We start from the raw sequence: 20,063 nt of genomic DNA, 5'->3' as shown, positions 1-20,063 counted from the left end.
TTTACACACCGGGGCTGTCGTGCTGAGTTATCAAATTTCGCAACTATGAAGGTGAAATGACAATTGATATTATGAAGGCAATTAACCGTCACGTCATTGCGAACGAGGTACGAGTGTGGCAATCTCCAGCCGACATACTAAGCAAATTGTTCAGAGATCGTCACGCTCGTACCTCGCTCACGATGACGTTTTTTTACTTGTCAAAGCATCTGCAAACTATGTAAATTGCGAAGCTTATCGGCAGATCCTTCACTACGTTCAGGATGACAATAGTATATTATATCTTACTCATTAAATCTAATTATCATGCCCAAAAATCCGCAGCAAACTTACGGCAATATCGATATCTACCTGTTTGATCAGCTGCTAAAGGGGACTTACGAAAATTGCACAAAAGTATTAGACATTGGCTGTGGTACCGGGCGCAACCTGATCTACTTTTTGAAAAATGGTTACGAAGTTTTTGGTGTCGATCAAAACCCAGACGCTATCAGAGGCGTTCAGGGTTTGGCTGCAGAACTATCGCCCCAAAATCCGACAGAAAATTTCAGTCTCGCGCATGCAGATAATCTGCCTTTTGCAGATGACGGTTTTGATTTACTGATTAGCAGCGCAGTGTTGCATTTTGCCCGCAATGAAACACATTTTAACGGTATGATTAGCGAAGCTTTCCGTGTACTAAAACCGGGGGGCTATTTCTTTGCCAGGTTAGCTTCTGATATTGGGATTGAAGAATTAGTCACTAACCTGGGTGATGGCCGTTACCTGTTACCGGATGGCTCGACAAGGTATTTGGTTAACCAGGAGATGTTGCTTAACTATACCCAGAAATTCGGCAGGCTCTATGAACCCATCAAAACTACCAACGTACAGAATTTGCGCTGTATGACCACCTGGTGCATACAAAAATTATAAGCCCGGAATTCAAATCCTGGCAAAAAGATAGTTTTTACATCCAAACAACATTTTTTTATATAAACTTGCATTACACATAGCCACTAAGCGGCGTATTATAATGAACGACGAATTTTACCGCCAGATATTGAACAAACAGCAACTGGCTGAAGCCGTGCCCTCTAACAAAGAGATCACGGCTTGGGCCATGGAGGTAATTCGTTTGTTGTTTCCAGAGCAATCTAAAAAAGTATTTCTATCTATTGGGCAATTGCACGATGAGTTTGCCAAGCTACAGGACGAGTTGCTGCACATCATGAATGCAACAAAGGCTTGCGCTGAAGGTAAAAATTGCGCGCAAAGTTTCTTTAACTCGCTGCCTGAACTATACCGGATATTGAATACCGATATACAGGCTATTTTTAACGGCGACCCGGCCGCGCGTAGCGAGTTTGAGGTGATCCGCACCTATCCGGGATTTTTTGCGATATCATTTTATCGATTGGCGCATAGTTTATACGAGCATAATGTACCATTGATCCCAAGAATATTAACCGAATACGCACACTCAAAAACCGGTATTGATATCCACCCCGCTGCCGAAATAGATGAATATTTTTACATCGATCATGGCACCGGCATTGTAATTGGCGAAACCACCCGTATTGGTAAAAATGTAAAATTATACCAGGGCGTAACTTTAGGTGCGTTAAGCGTTGCGAAGTATATGGCCGATACGAAACGCCATCCGACGGTTGAAGATAATGTGGTAATTTATTCGGGCGCTACTATTTTGGGTGGCGATACCGTGGTAGGACATAACAGTATTATTGGCGGTAACGTTTGGCTGACCAAGACCGTTGAGCCGCACTCGCGCGTTTTTAATTCGGCAACGGTGAAGGTTCTAAAAAAGAGTGAAGACTAAAATGGCAACATTAATTGAGTTAATAGGCAATACGCCGCTGGTTGAAATCCAACGACTAAATCCAAATCCTAACGTAAAAATATACGGTAAGCTGGAAGGCAACAACCCCGGCGGAAGCGTGAAGGACAGAGCCGCATTAAACATGGTTAGAAGCGCTTTAGAGCGTGGCGATATCAAAACCGGAAGCAAGTTAATTGAAGCCACCAGTGGCAATACCGGTATTGCGTTAGCTATGATTGCCTGCCTTTACGGACTGGAAATTGAACTGGCGCTGCCTTCAAACTCAACCAAAGAGCGTGTACTCACGATGGAGGCGTTTGGCGCTAAAGTAACTTTATTGGATGGTATAGAAGCCTGCCGTGACTATGCAGAAGATAAAGCTGCAAACCAGGGATATTTTCTGCTAAATCAATTTGCTAATCCTGATTGTTCTATGGCTCATTACAAAAGTACCGGCCCCGAAATTTGGCGCGATACCGAGCATAAGATCACACATTTTGTGAGCGCTATGGGTACTACCGGAACTATTATGGGTTGCTCAAAATATTTAAAAGAAGTAAATCCCGACATCCAGATTATAGGCTGCCAGCCTACAGAAGGCTCCTCTATACCCGGCATCCGCCGCTGGCCGGAAGCCTATCTGCCAAAAATATTTGACCCGTCAAGAGTCGATCGTGTAATGGACATCTCCGAAGCCGATGCCACAACCATGGCCCGCCGCTTTGCCAAAGAAGAAGGCGTATTTGCCGGCATGAGCAGCGGGGGCGCATTATCTGCTGCTATCCAATTAGCTAAAGAACTAAAAGAAGGCGTTATCGTTTTTATTTGCTGCGATAGAGGGGATAGGTATTTGAGTAGTGATTTGTTTGGGTAAATAAATTCCGAGTTATTATCATCTGTTTTTCAACTACGTCATCGTGAGCGAGGTACGAGCGTGACGATCTCATTGCCACGTAACCTGCAATATCTCATAGCTCTGATTGTAGAGTATTCACACTTTGGACATCGTCCCGCTCAATCGCCGCGGGTTGGCTTTGTTCTTTGTCTTGATACAAAGAACCAAAAATCAAGTCAGCAAAAAGGCTTCCTGCGCGCTGGGCCTTTGCCCGGCAAAGCCAACAGAACCACAAGGCCGCAATCTTTTTGCCCTGCTACGCTCGCACAGGGCCATCGCTTCAGCAAAAAGTTGAAAGGCCTTTTCCCATCCGCAAGCCAACTTATTCTGTTGGCTTTCACCCGAAGCTGGTTTGCTGACGTCTGCACAAAACATGAGTTCTGCATGCTAAAAGCGATCGTTCTTAACGTGTGAGGCCAAAAACAATCCCGATAGCTATTTGGACAGGATGACAAATCTAGAATGTGTGCAATATCCGTCAGACGCAGAGCTTCAGGTGAAGACGGTAAAACGATGGTGGGCGGTGCGGCTGCAGGGCTGTCGGGAATGTTGCCTGAAGCGATTGCCAATGTGCGACAAATGGCGGCAACAGGCCCCTGCCCAGGTTTTATCGGCTTGCAGCGCAATTGCCCTGAGCCAAGAAGCATTGCGTGTGACTTGATTTTTGGTTACTTTTCATTACGAAAAACTAACAGCCTTAGCAGCCAAGAGCGACAAATAAATGAACAACGTTGCTAATTATTGCTTTTTAAATGTTTTAAAGGCATTAATGCGCTAACCAAATCCGGTTGCTTGCGTTGTTTCGCCCAATAAGATGGTAAGTTTAAAGTGAAACAAAAAAAGACTTAAAAGTCATAAATACTGTTTCATTCTGTTTCACTAAAATTTTCTAAAATATTATAAATCAATTGTTTGCCATAAATATCTGTTTCACTTGTTTCATTTGTTTAACACACAAGTGAAACAAAACACCTCAATCACATCGCCGCTTTATCCAGGTAAGACGCTAAGGCGTTAATGCTGGCAGCAACAACGGCAATCTGCTGTTTCACCTCGTCCCAGTTACGCTGTTCTATCGCTTCGCGGATGCCGGGCATGGTCTTTACGCCATAACCTGTGTAGAAACCCGGTGCGTAGATGGTATGCCTGTACCATGGGCGGCGCGGCAAACCGGCCGGCGATAGCAATTGCTGCTCGGCCTTGTAAAGCGTTTCATTTAGTAGTTTATGATCTGTCGCTGATGCCGGAGCCGCTGCCACTTTATCAGCCAGTTTGTTGGTACTGGCCTTCAGCGCATCCAACGATGCAGTTAATGCGGAGAAGTCGATAGGTGGCACCTCTGATTTAGCAATGGGCGCGTCCAGGTGTTTGGTGGGGTCGGCAGCTATCATGTAATCGATAGTTTTAAGCAGCTTGTTTTGCATAGCTGTGTTTTCGCGCATGTCATTAGCCAGCTCAACCAGTTCTTTGGCGTAACCATTTAAGGTGGCAGACAGGGTTCTGAAATCGAACGGCAACACATCGGCATTAGCCATGCGCAAAACGACATGCCCTACCGTTCTGGCCAAAGTAGCACTGTAAATAGAGCCAGGGTCCTTAAAGCGGTTATAGTCGGCAAAGGAGTCGTAAATAGAATGGTACTCGCCGCCCGGCCCTTCGCCACCGTAACCAATATCCAACGCGGGTACGCCTAAATGCTGCAGGAAAGACGAAAAGTCTGAACCCGACCCCAGGGCCTCGATAGGTTCAACCTTACGCTCCCAGATCTCTTTACGCGCTTTTGCCGACCCGGCTGTTACCAACTCGTGTGCTTTACTTCTTTCGCCCACGGTCACCTTAACTTCAGGGTCAATCACACTTTCTGCTACCTCACTCATAAAGCCTTCCAACGCATGCGAGCCGCCGGCATGATAGAACCCTCTCGATATATCATCCGAGTTGATATAAACCACAGCCTTTTGTTGTAGCTCCTTCTCGTAATCTTCTGCATATTCGGTCGATCCTAGCAGGCCAGGTTCCTCACCATCCCAGGCACAATAAACAATGCTGCGTCTGGGTTTCCAGCCGGTTTTAAGCAGGTCGCCGAGTGCTTTAGCTTCGTCAAGCATGGCGGTCTGTCCGCTTAGCGGATCATCAGCGCCATTCACCCAGCCATCGTGATGGTTGCCGCGCAACACCCATTCATCAGGATAGGTAGAACCCTTTATTTTGGCGATGACATCATAAGCGGTCACCATATCCCAATTAAATTCCAGCTTCAAATGAACGGTAGTTGCGCCGGGACCGATGTGATAAGTGAAAGGCAGTGCACCCCGCCAATCGGCAGGTGCTACGGGGCCTTCCAGCGCTGCCAATAGTGGTTGGGCATCTTTATAGCTTATCGGTAATACCGGTATTTTCAATATAGTTGGCGCATCTTTCCTGTCTAGCCGCTTGGCGTTTTCAGTAGCGCCAATGCCGGGCGTCAACGGATCGCCGGGGTAGATCACCATGTCCATCACCGAGCCACGCTGTACGCCAGTCTCGTTTTTATAGGCGCCTTTCGGGTAAACGTCGCCTGCATAATAACCATCGTCTTTAGGATCTGAATAGATGATGCAGCCAATAGCACCGTGCTCATAAGCCACCTTGGGCTTAATGCCGCGCCATGATTTGCCATATTTCGCAATCACTATCTTACCTTTTACGTCAATGCCCATACTGGCCAGTATATCGTAATCATCGGGCAGTCCATAATTTACAAACACCAGTTGGCCGGTTACATCGCCATCTGCACTCCAGGCGTTATAGGTGGGTAATTGACCATCCTGGCCAGAGGTTGGGTCTTCGGCTAATGGACTTTCTTTTAGTCCGGCAGTATATTTCGTGGGGCCTGTCATTTCCAGCAACCTGATTTTAGGCGTTGGGAACAGCACTTTATATGGCTGCAAATGCGCATCGAACCCGTATGATTTGAACTTCTGCAAGATCTTTCCGGCAACTACCTTTCCGCCCGGCGAACCCAAATGATGTGGGTAAGCAGATAAATCTTTCAATGTCGCGCTGATCCGTTCGGCGCTAATTGACTGATCAAATTCCTGCTCGGTTTGGTGCTCTTTAGGCGACGTAGTTGGGGTAAAACCAATGAACGGCTTTTCCTGAGCATTGGCGTAAATGCCAACAAAGACAAGTAAGCCGAAGGCGAATATCTTCTTCATAGACTGCGATACGATTTGATGTGCGCAATTAAGATAGTCAATTTCTACAATAAGCGCAAAACCGATAAAACAAAGAAAACGGCGGCGATAGGGGTGACAACGGCTTCTCCGGCAAAATCAGGCCTGCCGGGCAATCTCTTTATGAGGAATAAAGAGTGTTAGTTGAATGGTTACTGTACCATTTTGTTAGCGCAGCAAGAGCTGGCAAATGCTTCGGGTTTGGCCTTAAATACAAAGCCCATGCTTAAAATGTAACCCATTGCTTCGTGCAGCGCCTGGTTTGATTTAAACATGGGATTAGTATTAATATCGGCGTGTACCTCCAGATCAACATCATACAGATCAAGCAGATCGCAAAGCTTGTAGGAAATGTCAATCGACTTTTGCACCTCGGTAAGCATACGCTCCTTGATACTCATTTTTTGCGAGGTACGCTCCTGGTGGATAAACATAAATCCGCCGCGGCCCTCGCGTAAAAAAACAATAACGGTGGCAAAATCTGTAACTGCACCCTTTACTTGCGAATCGGTACCAATGCAAACCTTGAGCTTGTTACCCAGCAGGGATTCACGCTCAATAGCTTGTTCAACTTCTTCAATAATGGGCGATTGGATGACCTCTCCGCTAAATTTTCTCCATGTCATAAAGTACGTTTTTAGTGATGTGTTAATGCATATCTTAAAGATAGAGCACAACACAACATAAAAGCGTTACCTTATGATGATTTATTTGTTAACACTCTCCTATATATCAACAGGTTAACAACAAATCTAAGATAGCCTTTATTGCTTTTTGATCTCTACCCTGCGGTTTCTCACACGGCCTTCCTCAGTACTGTTATCGGCAATGGGTTTTTTATCGCCAAAACCTTTAACAATTAAATTATCACCGCTTACGCCCGAGTTAACCAGGTAAGCTTTAACCGAGTTAGCTCTTTCAATAGAAAGCGCCATATTGTGTGCGTCTGTACCTTCTGCCGATGCATGGCCTCTTAGCACAAATTTAACGCTTGGGTCTTGCTTCATCGCAGCGGCGGCCTTGTCCATAATTGGATAAGACTCGGTTTTTAAAATGCCTGAGTTAAATTCAAATTGTATGTTGGCAAAGTTATAGTCTGGTGCTGTCGGAGCAGGAGCTGGCGCAGGGGCTGATGATACTGGTGCAGGCGCAGGAGCAGCGGGCGCAGGTGCCGGTGCTGGTGCTTCAACCGGGGCGGCCGGAGTTTGAACAGGTTTTTTGGCTTTACACGCATCTAACAAAATAACGGCTGATAATACGGATACGGATAACGAGAAAACTTTCACAAATTTCATAATTGTAATGGATTGTTTAATTTAAAACGGGTTTTAAGAACGGATATTGTAAATAATACACTTGCTGGTAATTGCGGGCTAAGATATTTCAATATTGTTCCAGCCTAAAGGCAACGTTTTCAACAAATAAACATTTTGCGGGTTAATCTATACAATTAGATGAAAAACATATTATTTTTTGGCGATAGCCTGACAGCCGGATACGGCCTGGTAAGCGTGCACAATGAATCGCTGCCGGCTTTGATTCAACAAAAGATCGAGGCATCAGGATTGGACTACAAAACCGTAAATGCCGGCCTTAGCGGCGATACTACCCGTGGCGGCTTAAGCAGGTTGGATTATTGGCTGAGCCACCCGGTGGACGTTTTTGTGTTGGAATTAGGAATCAACGATGCTATACGCGGTATCCCGGCTGCAACCACCAAACAAAACCTGCAGCAGATCATTGATCGTGTTAAAGCAAAATACCCGCAGGTAAAAATAGCTTTAATGGGCATGAAATTGCCAACGTTTTTGGCGGGGGCAAGGGCAGAAACTTTTAGTAACATTTTTGGCGATGTAGCCAAACAGAATCAGTCGGCTTTTGTGCCTTTTTACCTGGAGGGTGTAGCGGGGAGGCGACACCTTAATTTACAGGATGGCCTGCACCCATCGGCCGAAGGCTATAAAATTATAGCAGACAATATTTGGCCAACTATTGAAAGTTTATTGTAATGCCATTGCGAACGTCGGCGCAATTCCTAAATGGTCCCTCACCTCCAAATTTAAAGACGTTGCGCTTGGTTCGCAATGGCAGTTCCTTTTCAAACAGTTTTAAACAGCTTTATTTTTTTAAAGCCTGTGTAATTGCTTTTATTTTCTTTTAAAGCTTACTTATCTTCTTTTTCTTTTTTGCCTTTACCGTTAAAATCAAACATCCGCGAAATGGTGAAGCCAATACGGTATTGCCCTCTTGAGTAACGTTGCTGAGAAGTAGTCAGCATATTCATTTCGGATATAGAGTTTGCATTGGTAACGTTCAGTGTAAACACGTGGCCGCCCGTTTCAACCTCGTAACCAAAGCCCAGCGGGTCCTGGAAACTGTAGTTGTTGCTTCTGAAACTAGAGAACGGATGCGCATAATCAACAATGAAACCAGAATGATTGCTTACCTTAATGCGGGCAGCTGCTTGCATAGCAAAGAATGATTTCTCATTAGCCGGATCTAGTGGCAACGGGGTATTTTCGCTTACGTATGTTGGAGATACTTGCAAGGAAAGCGCCGAGCCAAATTTACGGGCAATGACTGCCTGAGCAAGGTATGACTGCCTGCTGCTAAAGGTGGTGTAAATATCGGTTTGGTAAGGTTTAACACCCGCCTCGCCCAATAAAGTTATCGCTATTGGCGAGCTATCATCAGACATTTGATGAATTACAGCCCATTTCAACTCCAGTTGCATTAATTGGCCAATGGTGCTACGGGCATAGTCTACGTTTAAATTATCGGTAATACCGTATTCAAAGCCTATCAGAACATCATTAACCCTATCTATACCGTATGCGGTTTCGCCACCGCCGTTATGGCCGGCAATGTCGCCAAAACGGTGGATGATCTCGAAGTTAAGCGCATTCTTTTTAACCATCTCGGTAGTTTGAGATAACACCAGCCTGGTTGATTTAAAAATGGCTACCGGTACCGGTTTTTCGTCTTTGCCCATCGAGCTCATTAAAGAATCAGCTGCCGATTTTTGTTGCGCCTTTGCACCTAATGTAAGTGCAAGTGCGGCTACTAATACGATGTGTTTTTTCATTGTTGTGATAATTGTGTGTTATTTATTTGGCTGCCGTATACGTGGCAGTTACGTTCATTTTTATACTCTCTGCAATGTTGTGAAATACCAGTCGCGGTATCTCTATGTGGTGATCGGCACATTTAACTATGAACTCTGATTTCATGGTAACGGTGCCGTTGCTCACTATAAGCGTGCCCGGAATAGTACGGGTTTGTTTTACATTGTGTACGTCCAGCACGCCGGTAACGTTAATAGGATAAGTACCGTCTTTTGTCAGATCCGGATGTTCTTGTACCTTACCTTTGAAGGTGGCATGCGGATATTTGTCGCTTTCCAGGTAATCGCTGTTAAAATGGTCCTGCATTAATGATTTGGGGAACTTAAACGTGTTGATCGCTACGCTGAAAACCAAATCGCCGGTGGCGGCATTATAAACTGATTGCCCCGAGCTTGTTTTAGCTGCAATATCCTCAATTGGTGCGCTCGAAAAGAGGCTGATTTCGGCATTTTTACACGCATAAAGTCCCTGTCCCGTCTGGAATAAACTCATCCAGGCGAGTAAAATAATACTCAAATGTTTCATGTTTTTACTTAGGTTTTGTTAGCGAATTTATGTTCCAGTTAAGCCCTACTGCGACACCGAAGGTTTGCACCCTGACCTGGCTGTAACCAATGTCTGACAGTGGTAATTTTAAGTAAGGTGTCAAACTCAGGCCCATGCTTGAGTTGACTTTTCGTTCATAACTTGCCTGCAAGTTGGCGATGCTGAAGAAATATTTACCTTTCCCTTTAACCGCGTAATAAGATGGCCCATACAGGGTTGATGTATTACCATAATCATACGTATAGCTTTCGTGCAGCATAATGTATGACGATATACCGGTAGCTACCGTAATCTTATTACTTGATTTGTTATACAACTGATAACCCACATTTATCGGAATATCCAACACCCGGCAGTCTGCAGTTACATATTGGGGATTGTTTTTAAACTGATAAGCGGTATGGTAATCGCTAAAAGGCAAACTATAGGGTTTGGTAGAGTAAGTGGCGCCGCTGCTCAGGCTAAACTTCTTAACTCCCGCCGTAAACAACAAACCTATGTTGGTACCTGCACTGGTAGACTGGAATGAACCCACGCCATTAACCTCAGAAGCTGCCAGCACACTTACCGAGTATTGCGGCCTGAAGGCGCTGCTCATCACAGGCTTCTTAATTTGCTTAGGTGAGGCCACCGCTAAAGTATTAATCCCCGTTTTAGGCTGATCTGCTAAAGCCGGGGTAGTTGGCCTGGCAGTATCAATAATTACGGCGTTGCTGCTAACTGCTGCTAAAACTTCGTAAGGTCTCACCGTATCAGCAACGTTTTTATAACTGCCCAAATCAGGCAAGTTTAAAAGTTGCTTTTTACCTGTAACAGGTTGTTTATTTGAATTTGCATTATCTGCGTGGCTAATGCCTGCTAAATATTGCGGCTGTACTTTAGTTTGTTGCGTAGTAGTTTTTTCAATAGCTGTTGTGTTAGCAGATTTAACATTTTGTGCTGTGCTTTTGCGAGGTTGGCCGGTGGCCGCTATTTGTTGCTGCTGTGCTGCGTTTGCAGCCGCTTGTATTTTTGTTGTTTTATTAATAGCGACCTGTTGTGTGTTTTGCACGGTGTTGCCGGCTTGCGGCTTAAACAGCCACCAGCCAAAAAATGCAAGCAACACTGCTGCAACACTGCCTAAAATAGGCAGCCAAAAAATCCTTCCACCCCGCCTTTCCTTGTCAAGCATGTTATCGAGGTTATCCCAATCACTTTCTCTGAAAGACGGCTCGTCTGCCGGCTCTCCGAGGCCATGTTTGAAGATATCATCTATGCCCTTTTCCTTTTTCATTCTCTAATACCTTTGTTATTATAAAAACCCGGTGAAACGCTGGCCGCATTAATGGCCACCACCGGTGTAAAACTTACGCCGTTTAAATAATTGCTGGATGAATCAGCATCCAGGATCATTTGCTTTAATTTTTGCCTGGCTTTAAAAAGATTTGATTTTGATGTACCGATGTTGATGTTCAGCATTTCGGCAATTTCCTCGTGCGAGTAGCCGTCTATCGCAAACAAGTTAAACACGGTGCGATAGCCTTGCGGCAACCTTTGTACCATTGCCAACAGATCGGCATAATTTAAATTATTGTCTGTAGCTACACTGGCATCATATACGTGCTCGGCCTGATCCAAATCTTCGGTATAAGCCATCTTCAGGTTTGCACGATAATAGTCAATTGACACATTGGTCATAATACGACCCAGCCAGGCTTTAAATGGCCTTGATGTGTCGTACGATTCTATCTTAGTAAAAACCTTCAGAAATCCCTGATTCATCACCTCCGCAGCCTCATCCCTATCGCCGGCATAGCGCAAACAGATAGCCATAGAGAAGCCATAGAATGCTTTGTACAGCATTTTCTGACATTTCCTATCCTGTTTTAAACAGCCTCTTATCAGTTGATGTAACTCTTCTTCGCCCATATGGGTTATTAAATCGTTGCGGTGGTGTGTATCATCCGTTAATTACTAGCATCACGTTAATAATAAGTGAAAGGTTGCCCTGATAAATAAATTTAATTAAAAAAAACAAGAATGACAGCTTATTAAAATGAAATCGATGTTTTAACCCAGGCGTCATCGTGAGCGAGGTACCAATGCGACGATCTCTTAACTGAGCAGGTTTGTTTACTAAAGCAACTCCCCATTACGTCATCGTGAGCAAGGTACGAGCGTGACGATCTCTCAACTGAGCAGGTCTGTTTACTAAACCACCTCCCCACTACGTCATCGTGAGCGAGGTACGAGCGTGACGATCTCTCAACTGAGCAGGTTTGCTTACTAAACCACCTCCCCACCACGTCATCGTGAGCGAGGTACGAGCGTGACGATCTCTCAACTGAGCGGGTTTGCTTACTAACCAACTCACCACCACGTCATCGTGAGCGAGGTACGAGCGTGACGATCTCTCAACTGAGCGGGTTTGTTTACTAACCACCTCCCCACCACGTCATCGTGAGCGAGGTACGAGCGTGACGATCTCCGGATCGCTTGGTTACTTATCGCTCGCATAGCGCTCTTGGCCGCTAAGGCCCATTACTTTTTCCTTAATGAAAAAGTAACAAAAAATCAAGTCACCCGCAATGCTTCTTTGCGCTCTGGGCCTTTGCCCTGCAAATCGGGTAAAACCTGGGCAGAGGCCTGTTGCCGCACAAGGCCACCATTGTTTTACCCGCTTTCACCCGAAGCTCTGCGTCTGACGGATGCTGCACACATTATAAATACTGCTAAACAACATGCAAATCAAAAATGCGGGTAATGGCCGGTCAGGGCGCGCGGCCGGGAGTCTGGCCTGTGTAGTGGAAGCGATTGTCCTGACTTGATCTTTTGGTTACTTTTGGATCAAGCCAAAACGGCGTAGCCTTCTTGAGTACCTTAAAAAAATAAACGACTCGCGAAAAACTAACAGCCTTAGCGGCAATTGAGCGCTATACGAGCGCCAAGCTAGCAAAGCGATACCGGGATCGTCACGCTCGTACCTCGCTCACGATGACGTGATGGAAAATTGAGACGCCCCCTACTTTGTAATTTTTACGGGTATAGGCAACCTTTTGTTAACCGGGCTCGTGTTTCTATCAATCAACTCGTGTTAAACGCGTATAAATTACAATCAGGATGATCCCATTATCGGTAGTTATTATAACCAAAAATGAAGCGGAAGCAATAACAGAGTGTATTGCAGCTGCAAAACTGATTACCGATGATATAATTATCATAGATAATTACAGCACAGACGAAACCTGCAGCGTTGCGATTAATCAGGGGTGTCGACTATATCAGCGCCCCTGGGATGGCTATGGCGCTAATAAAAATAAAGGTATTGAGCTGGCTAAATACGATTGGGTTTTAAGTGTTGATGCTGATGAAATTGCCGATTTAGAACTGGTACTATCCCTCCATAGTCTTAAACTGGACGACCCAACCATGGTTTATGATATTCGTTTTAAATCATACTTCGGCAAAAAGCTGATCCGTTATGGTGCCTGGGGACGCGATCATCATATCCGCTTGTTTAACCGTACACGGGTTAAATGGTCCGAGTCAAACGTTCACGAAACTTTATTAATACCCGATGGCAGCCAGATGCAGCGCCTGGATGGCCACATGCACCATTACTCGGTCAAAGATCGCGGCGAGTGTAATGCTAAAGCACTATACTATGCACGGCTGAGTGCCGAAAAGTATTTGAACGCAGGCAAAAAGGCAAATGTGGTAAATCTGTATCTATCGCCTATATTTAGCTTTATTAAGGCTTACGTTTTATACGGTGGTTTTTTAGACGGCAAGGAGGGGCTGGACATTGCACGCATTACTTATAAAAACAAGTGGCTAAAATATCACTACCTGCTTCGGCTGGAAAACGAGCTAAAGAAAACGAAAAGCGTAAAACCCGAATTAGCGGCAGAATATAAACCATCGATAGCACATGTCGAAACCCGGCCATCTTAAAAATTTCTCGGCCAATGCTGCGGCTTTGGTGGCTAACAATGTTTTCGGGCTGGTTATTTTTTATGTGCTTTCAACCGGTTTAAGCAAAGATAGCTTTGGCAAATTAAACCTGGCGCTGGCCATACTGCTGGCAGCTTTCAATATTCTTTCCTGCGGGATCGACCAACTCATCGTCAAAAAAATCGCTGCCGATGACGACCGGCAAGCTGCCCTTTCCCTTTATATCATCCACACCATTATAACCGGCTTGCTGTTTTACGGATTGCTACTGATAGGCTATGCATTGTTTCCTGATGTGCCTGCGGTTTATAAGCTGCTATTACTGATTGGTATCGGCAAGTTAATGATCTATTTCTCGACACCGTACAAGCAAGCCGCTAACGGACTGGAATTGTTTAAGCTGATGGCCTGGCTGTCGGTAATCTCTAATTTTGTACGATGTGCACTATTACTGATTTGTTTTGTATTACATCGATTTGATTTGACCACCATTGTCATCGTTTTTATTGCCGGCGATGTATTAGAGTTTTTGATCGGGCTGATTTTATTTAAACGCTCGGCAGGCATCGACATAAAATTGAAATGGAATAAACCGGCTTACTTTAGCCTGGTAAAAGAGGCCCTGCCGCAAATTGGCGTGGTGATCATCACCTCATCACTCGCGCGGTTTGATTGGATCTTTATTGGCTTTATGCTGTCGGCTGCTAAGCTGGCTGAATATAGTTTTGCTTATAAAGTATTTGAGATTGCTTTGCTGCCGCTGTCGGCCATTGCGCCATTACTTATCCCACGATTTACTAAAATGGTTAAGGGAGGAGATCTGAATATTGGCGGGTTGAAATTACTGATCGGTACAGAAGCCATCATAGCCGGTTTGTCAGTATTGCTCATTAATATTTGCTGGAGCCCGGTGGTTGATTGGATAACCCATGGCAAATACGGAGCGGTAAATGCTCATGTGGTTTTCTTCCTGTCTTTATGCTTACCGCTTTTGTATTTGGAGAATTTTTTGTGGACGATGTTTTTCGCGCAGGGCAGATTGAAAATGATCCTCCATGCTTTTATCCTGACGCTGGCCGTGAATGTTGCCGGGGATGTTATACTGATTCCGCTTTATCAAAATGAAGGCGCTGCGGTTGCTTTTCTGCTGGCGTGTGTCGCGCAAGTGATTTACTACTTAGCCAAAAATGAGGTTGCAGATTTGAGCCGGGTATGGTTGCCTACAGTAATTTGCACTACGTGCACAGTTGTTGCCGGGGGACTAACGCACATTTTCTTGAATTACAATTGGTTGGCGATACCGGTATCGATAGGATGTTACGGCGTGTTGTTGCTCATCACCGGCCAGATCAAGCAAGATTCCTTGAGAGATTTATTATCACCATACACGTCATCGTGAGCGAGGAACGAGCGTGACGATCTCCGGCAAAGCGGATGTCTATCGTGTAGAGATTGCCACGCTACGCTCGCAATGACGTGGTGGAAATGGGCGAGCTTGAGGCACCCGTTCACTACCCGTCACGTCATCGTGAGCGAGGAACGAGCGTGACGATCTCCGGCAAAGCGGATGCCTATCGTGTAGAGATTGCCACGCTACGCTCGCAATGACGTGGTGGAAATGGGCGAGCTTGAGGCACCCGTTCACTACCCGTCACGTCATCGTGAGCGAGGAACGAGCGTGACGATCTCCGGCAAAGCGGATGCCTATCGTGTAGAGATTGCCACGCTACGCTCGCAATGACGTGGTGGAAATGGGCGAGCTTGAGGCACCCGTTCACTACCCGTCACGTCATCGTGAGCGAGGAACGAGCGTGACGATCTCCGGCAAAGCGGATGCCTATCGTGTAGAGATTGCCACGCTACGCTCGCAATGACGTGGTGGAAATGGGCGAGCTTGAGGCACCCGTTCACTACCCGTCACGTCATCGTGAGCGAGGAACGAGCGTGACGATCTCCGGCAAAGCGGCTACCTATCGTGTAGAGATTGCCACGCTACGCTCGCAATGACGTGGTGGAAATGGGCGAGCTTGAGGCACCCGTTCACTACCCGTCACGTCATCGTGAGCGAGGAACGAGCGTGACGATCTCCGGCAAAGCGGCTACCTATCGTGTAGAGATTGCCACGCTACGCTCGCAATGACGTGGTGGAAATGGGCGAGCTTGAGGCACCCGTTCACTACCCGTCACGTCATCGTGAGCGAGGAACGAGCGTGACGATCTCCGGCAAAGCGGCTACCTATCGTGTAGAGATTGCCACGCTACGCTCGCAATGACGTGGTGGAAATGGGCGAGCTTGAGGCACCCGTTCACTACCCGTCACGTCATCGTGAGCGAGGAACGAGCGTGACGATCTCCGGCAAAGCGGCCGCCTATCGTGTAGAGATTGCCACGCTACGCTCGCAATGACGTGGTGGAAATGGGCTTTTTATAATCTGTAATATCTAGCTGATGCTGGCAAAAGCTATACTCATGCTCCTGGTTGGAACAGATAATCGTCAGACGCCCGACAGCAAATTGCTGTACTAAACTCAAATACCATTCTACACCCTGCGCGTCAAGGTTTGAGGTAGGCTCATCCAACATCAGGATAGGCGTATCGGCACAAAAAGCCAGCGCCAGCTTAAGCCGCTGTTTCATACCCGACGAAAAATATTTAATGAGTTTATTAGTATTACCCGGCAAATTAAGCAATTCTATAATAGCAGCTTTATCTACCCCGGGCTTATAAGCTTTAAACTTGAAATGGAAGTCAATCATCTCGCTTAACGAAAACTCTTCTATCAGTTCAAGGTATGGGGCAGCAAGGCTCAGGTAATTAAACACCTCACCGATTTCTACCACAGAACCGCCGTTAGTAAAGTTAATCTCACCGACAGATGGTGCGAGGCTGCCATTTAAAACAGCCAATAAAGTTGATTTTCCGGACCCATTCGATCCAAGTACAGCGTAAGTTTCGCCTTGGCTAAATGTATAATCAATCCCCCTGAATATCCAGTCGCGGTTAAAACGGCGGCCAACGTTTTGGAGGGTGATTTGCATGGTGATTATTAAAAAGTTACGTCATGCCGAACTTGTTTCGGCATCCCACAGGACAGGCGGATACTTAGCAAGTGGGATGCTGAAATAAATTCAGCATGACATTGTGTGGTGTTAACTATTCCCAAACCCCTTCATGATGCCACGTTGCGAGTTCTGTACAAAGTTGATGATCTCGTCGCGTTCCACAGTTGGGTTAAACTCGGCATCAATCATGTCGAGTGCTTTGGTGATATTGTATTTTTTCAGGAAAATAACCCGGTAAATTTCCTGTATCTCAGCAATTTTTTCGTTTGAAAAACCACGGCGGCGTAAGCCTACCGAATTGATACCGATATAAGAAACCGGCTCACGGCCAGCCTTGGTATATGGCGGTACGTCTTTACGAACCAGCGATCCACCCGAGATCATGCTATGCGCGCCAATTTCAACAAACTGGTGCACTAATGATCCGCCGCCAATAAAGGCAAACTCATATACATTAATGTGGCCTGCCAATTGCACCGAGTTAGCAACAATTACGTTGTCGCCTATTACACAATCATGCGCTACGTGTACGTAGGCCATTAGCAAGCAATTGCTGCCGATAGTAGTGGTATTTTTATCTAAAGCGGTACCGCGGTTAAGCGTTACGCATTCGCGGATAACGGTATTATCGCCAATGGTTACGGTGCTTGGTTCGCCTTTGTATTTCAAATCCTGCGGTGGTGCAGACACCACAGCGCCCGGGAAAATACGGCAGTTTTTGCCAATGCGCGCGCCATCCATGATCACCGAGTTCGAGCCTATCCAGGTGCCCTCGCCAATCTCAACGTCTTTGTGTATGGTTACAAAGGGTTCAATCGTTACGTTATCGGCTATTTTGGCCTGCGGATGTATATATGCTAAAGGCTGGATCATGCTTCTTCGGTTTTGGTTTGTTTTTTAACAATTTGTGCCATCAGCTCGGCCTCAACAACAATCCGCTCACCTACCATACCCACACCTTTCATCTGCGCTATACCACGACGGATAGGTGCAATTAAATTACAGTGGAATATAATAGTATCGCCCGGTACAACTTTATCTTTAAAGCGGGCATTTTCAATTTTTAAGAACAGGGTAATATAATTTTCAGGATCGGGCACGGTATTTAATACCAATATGCCTCCTGTTTGCGCCATAGCCTCTATTTGCAATACGCCCGGGAATAAAGGTGTGCCCGGGAAATGTCCCTGGAAAATACCTTCGTTCATAGTTACATTCTTTAACCCAACAACATGGCTTTTAGTCAGTTCCAGGATCTTATCGATCATGAGCATTGGATAGCGGTGCGGCAATATTGCCATGATCTGCTCGGTATCGTAAACCGGCTTCATGGTTGGGTCGTACACCTTAAAATGCTTGCGGCTGCGCTCTTTTTTGATCAGCGTTTTTATCTTTTTTGCAAAAGCTACGTTGGCCGCATGGCCCGGTCTGGCTGCCATGATATGGCCGCGCAGCGGTACACCAACTAAAGCCAAATCGCCAATCATATCTAATAATTTATGACGTGCAGGCTCGTTTTGATGGCGCAGCTCAATATTATTTAAAATCCCCGCAGGGGCAACTTTAATATCCTTACGATTAAACAGCTTGGCCAGGTGGCTCAGCTCTTCTTCGTCTACATTTTTATCAACCACAACAATGGCGTTGTTTAAGTCGCCGCCTTTAATCAGGTCATGCTTTAACAGCATTTCCAACTCATGCAGGAAGCAGAAGGTACGGCAAGAGGCTATGTTATCTACAAACTCTGTGATTGATGAGATACTGGCATGCTGGCTACCCAAAACCTGCGAGTTGTAGTCAACCATACAGGTAAAGCGATAATCGTCATCCAATGGCATAGCCACCATTTCCACCTTACGATCGGGTTCTGAGTAATGGATATTATAAGGGATATGGTAATATTCACGATCGGCTTCCTGTTCCAAAAAGCCTGCTTCTCTTAATGCTTCAACAAATTGTATCGAGCTGCCATCCATGATCGGTGTTTCGGGGCCGTCCATGTCAATCAGCACGTTGTCTATCTCTAAACCAACCAGGGCCGCCAAAACATGCTCAATAGTGCTTACACTGGCGCCGTTTTGCGAAATAGTAGTACCGCGGGATGTGTCGGTAACGTTATCTACGTCGGCATCAATAATAGGCATGCCGGCTACGTCAACCCGTCTGAATTTATAACCATGATTTTCGGGCGCCGGGTTAAAGGTCATGATAACCTTCTCGCCGGTATGCAAACCCGAACCGGAAACAGATACGGGCGCCTTGATAGTTCTTTGTTTAATATTCATTTATTCTTTTGTCATTGGTCATTGGTCAGTAATCATTAGTAGTTAACAGTTCGTTAATCTAATTAACTAATAACGAGTGACTAATTAGCCATTCTTTAATTCTTTGATGATTTTTTCCAGATCGTAAACCTTCTTATCCAAATCTGGCAATTGCTTTAATTTGGAGTAAGAACGCAAATAATCTTTATATGGCATATAAGGGCTGCCACCCCAGGCTTTGCCTTCTTCTTTAATAGAGCTGTTAATGCCGGTTTGTGCCGAAAGCTGCGTTCCGTTAGCAATAGTTAAATGCCCCGAAATACCAACTTGCCCGCCAACCATTACACGCTCGCCTATTTTGGTACTGCCAGATACGCCCGCCTGTCCGGCAATTACGGTATTGCTGCCTACTTCAACGTTGTGGGCTATCTGCACCAGGTTGTCGATCTTAGCACCTTTGCGAATGATGGTCGACCCCATAGTGGCCCGATCGATAGTTGTATTTGAACCAACTTCAACATCATCCTCTAAAACAACATTACCTATCTGGGCTATCTTTTTGTAGCTACCATCGGCTGTTGGCGCAAAGCCGAAGCCATCGCTGCCGATCACCGCGCCCGAGTGCACCGTTACGTTATCGCCCAAAACACAATCGAAGTATACTTTTACCCCCGCAAACAGGGTAACATTTTTACCCAGGGCAGCATTGTCGCCTATATAACTGTTAGGATAGATCTTGCTTTTGTCGCCAACTTTTACGCCGGGGCCTATGTAAGCAAAGGCGCCAATGTAAACACCCTCGCCAATTTGGGCGGTAGGGTGAATAAACGATGGCTGCTCGATGCCGCTTTTATCTAACTTAATGGTATTGTACGCTTCTAACAGTACCGAGAAAGCACCATACGCGTCTTCAACACGTATTAAAGTGGCTTTAACTGCGCCTGAAAGTACCTGGCTGTTATTGACAATAACAATCGAAGCATTGGTGGTATATAAATACTGTTCATACTTTGGATTAGCTAAAAAAGACAGCGAACCTGCGCCCGCTTCCTCGATCTTGGCTAATGTACTAACCGCTGCCGACTCGTCGCCCTCAACGGTTCCGTTTAGTAATGAAGCTATTTGCTGTGCCGTAAATTGCATTGGCGCAAATTTAATGTTAAAATATTATTATTAGTGATTAGAGCTTAGTTAATTAGAGAT

17 protein-coding genes are annotated in these 20,063 nt (G+C 45.7%); 6 read left to right on the top strand and 11 right to left on the bottom strand.

Going from position 1 to position 20,063, the window contains the following annotated elements:
- Positions 1 to 306 precede the first annotated feature (306 nt).
- The 3 genes from HB679_RS16480 (at position 307) to cysM (ending at position 2,693) form a co-directional block, all read left to right on the top strand.
- The gene (locus HB679_RS16480; protein WP_214073107.1) at positions 307 to 915 is read left to right on the top strand and encodes a class I SAM-dependent methyltransferase; all 609 of its coding nucleotides are present in this window, start codon (positions 307 to 309) and stop codon (positions 913 to 915) included.
- Positions 916 to 1,015: 100 nt separating this feature from the next.
- Positions 1,016 to 1,819 carry a serine O-acetyltransferase EpsC gene (gene epsC / locus HB679_RS16475; protein ID WP_214073106.1) on the top strand — a complete coding sequence of 268 codons (804 nt, stop codon included), beginning with the start codon at positions 1,016 to 1,018 and terminating at the stop codon, positions 1,817 to 1,819.
- A gap of 1 nt (position 1,820) precedes the next feature.
- Complete coding sequence (gene cysM, locus HB679_RS16470; protein WP_214073105.1) at positions 1,821 to 2,693, top strand: cysteine synthase CysM; 873 nt, start codon at positions 1,821 to 1,823, stop codon at positions 2,691 to 2,693.
- 998 nt (positions 2,694 to 3,691) lie between these two features.
- Here cysM and HB679_RS16465 read toward each other — a convergent pair.
- The 3 genes from HB679_RS16465 to HB679_RS16455 all read right to left on the bottom strand — a co-directional run bounded on the left by HB679_RS16465 (position 3,692) and on the right by HB679_RS16455 (position 7,224).
- Positions 3,692 to 5,911 carry a transferrin receptor-like dimerization domain-containing protein gene (locus tag HB679_RS16465; RefSeq protein ID WP_214073104.1) on the bottom strand — a complete coding sequence of 740 codons (2,220 nt, stop codon included), beginning with the start codon at positions 5,909 to 5,911 and terminating at the stop codon, positions 3,692 to 3,694.
- A gap of 170 nt (positions 5,912 to 6,081) precedes the next feature.
- The gene (locus tag HB679_RS16460) at positions 6,082 to 6,555 is read right to left on the bottom strand and encodes a ribonuclease H-like YkuK family protein (protein ID WP_214073103.1); all 474 of its coding nucleotides are present in this window, start codon (positions 6,553 to 6,555) and stop codon (positions 6,082 to 6,084) included.
- A 138-nt stretch (positions 6,556 to 6,693) separates the two neighbouring features.
- Complete coding sequence (locus HB679_RS16455) at positions 6,694 to 7,224, bottom strand: OmpA family protein (RefSeq protein WP_214073102.1); 531 nt, start codon at positions 7,222 to 7,224, stop codon at positions 6,694 to 6,696.
- Positions 7,225 to 7,383: 159 nt separating this feature from the next.
- On the opposite strand from HB679_RS16455, the gene HB679_RS16450 reads away from it, so the two are divergent.
- The gene (locus tag HB679_RS16450; RefSeq protein ID WP_214073101.1) at positions 7,384 to 7,938 is read left to right on the top strand and encodes an arylesterase; all 555 of its coding nucleotides are present in this window, start codon (positions 7,384 to 7,386) and stop codon (positions 7,936 to 7,938) included.
- 155 nt (positions 7,939 to 8,093) lie between these two features.
- On the opposite strand, the gene HB679_RS16445 is transcribed toward HB679_RS16450, so the two are convergent.
- The 4 genes from HB679_RS16445 to HB679_RS16430 are packed head-to-tail and all read right to left on the bottom strand — an operon-like array spanning position 8,094 to position 11,442.
- Entirely contained in the window at positions 8,094 to 9,014 is a 921-nt protein-coding gene (locus HB679_RS16445; RefSeq protein ID WP_214073100.1) for a DUF5777 family beta-barrel protein, read from the bottom strand.
- 22 nt (positions 9,015 to 9,036) lie between these two features.
- The gene (locus HB679_RS16440; RefSeq protein ID WP_214073099.1) at positions 9,037 to 9,579 is read right to left on the bottom strand and encodes a YceI family protein; all 543 of its coding nucleotides are present in this window, start codon (positions 9,577 to 9,579) and stop codon (positions 9,037 to 9,039) included.
- 4 nt (positions 9,580 to 9,583) lie between these two features.
- Positions 9,584 to 10,873, bottom strand: a complete 1,290-nt coding sequence (locus HB679_RS16435; RefSeq protein WP_214073098.1) for a hypothetical protein — start codon at positions 10,871 to 10,873, stop codon at positions 9,584 to 9,586.
- Positions 10,870 to 11,442: a sigma-70 family RNA polymerase sigma factor gene (locus HB679_RS16430; protein WP_255547637.1), complete on the bottom strand. Its 573-nt coding sequence runs from the start codon at positions 11,440 to 11,442 to the stop codon at positions 10,870 to 10,872. Before HB679_RS16430 ends, HB679_RS16435 begins: the two co-directional genes overlap by 4 nt.
- Positions 11,443 to 12,699: 1,257 nt before the next feature.
- Here HB679_RS16430 and HB679_RS16425 point away from each other — a divergent pair.
- The gene (locus HB679_RS16425; protein ID WP_214073096.1) at positions 12,700 to 13,533 is read left to right on the top strand and encodes a glycosyltransferase family 2 protein; all 834 of its coding nucleotides are present in this window, start codon (positions 12,700 to 12,702) and stop codon (positions 13,531 to 13,533) included.
- On the top strand, positions 13,511 to 14,932 hold the full coding sequence (locus tag HB679_RS16420) for an oligosaccharide flippase family protein (RefSeq protein WP_214073095.1): 1,422 nt from the start codon (positions 13,511 to 13,513) through the stop codon (positions 14,930 to 14,932). The genes HB679_RS16425 and HB679_RS16420 overlap by 23 nt, the downstream gene beginning before the upstream one ends.
- 992 nt (positions 14,933 to 15,924) lie before the next feature.
- Here the strand turns inward: HB679_RS16420 and HB679_RS16415 are convergent.
- From HB679_RS16415 to lpxD, 4 genes are all read right to left on the bottom strand, one after another.
- Complete coding sequence (locus HB679_RS16415; protein WP_214073094.1) at positions 15,925 to 16,572, bottom strand: ABC transporter ATP-binding protein; 648 nt, start codon at positions 16,570 to 16,572, stop codon at positions 15,925 to 15,927.
- A gap of 111 nt (positions 16,573 to 16,683) precedes the next feature.
- A complete protein-coding gene (gene lpxA / locus HB679_RS16410) occupies positions 16,684 to 17,469 on the bottom strand; it encodes an acyl-ACP--UDP-N-acetylglucosamine O-acyltransferase (protein ID WP_214073093.1) in 786 nt (261 codons plus the stop codon).
- Entirely contained in the window at positions 17,466 to 18,881 is a 1,416-nt protein-coding gene (locus HB679_RS16405) for a bifunctional UDP-3-O-[3-hydroxymyristoyl] N-acetylglucosamine deacetylase/3-hydroxyacyl-ACP dehydratase (RefSeq protein WP_214073092.1), read from the bottom strand. Before HB679_RS16405 ends, lpxA begins: the two co-directional genes overlap by 4 nt.
- Positions 18,882 to 18,965: 84 nt before the next feature.
- Positions 18,966 to 20,003, bottom strand: a complete 1,038-nt coding sequence (lpxD, locus tag HB679_RS16400) for a UDP-3-O-(3-hydroxymyristoyl)glucosamine N-acyltransferase (RefSeq protein ID WP_214073091.1) — start codon at positions 20,001 to 20,003, stop codon at positions 18,966 to 18,968.
- Positions 20,004 to 20,063: the final 60 nt, after the last annotated feature.

It is taken from the genome of Mucilaginibacter sp. dw_454 (genome assembly GCF_018449775.1).
In the GTDB taxonomy this organism is placed as follows: Bacteria; Bacteroidota; Bacteroidia; order Sphingobacteriales; family Sphingobacteriaceae; genus Mucilaginibacter.
Note: the sequence above shows the minus strand (reverse complement) of the source record. Positions and strands in the feature narration are given on the sequence as shown.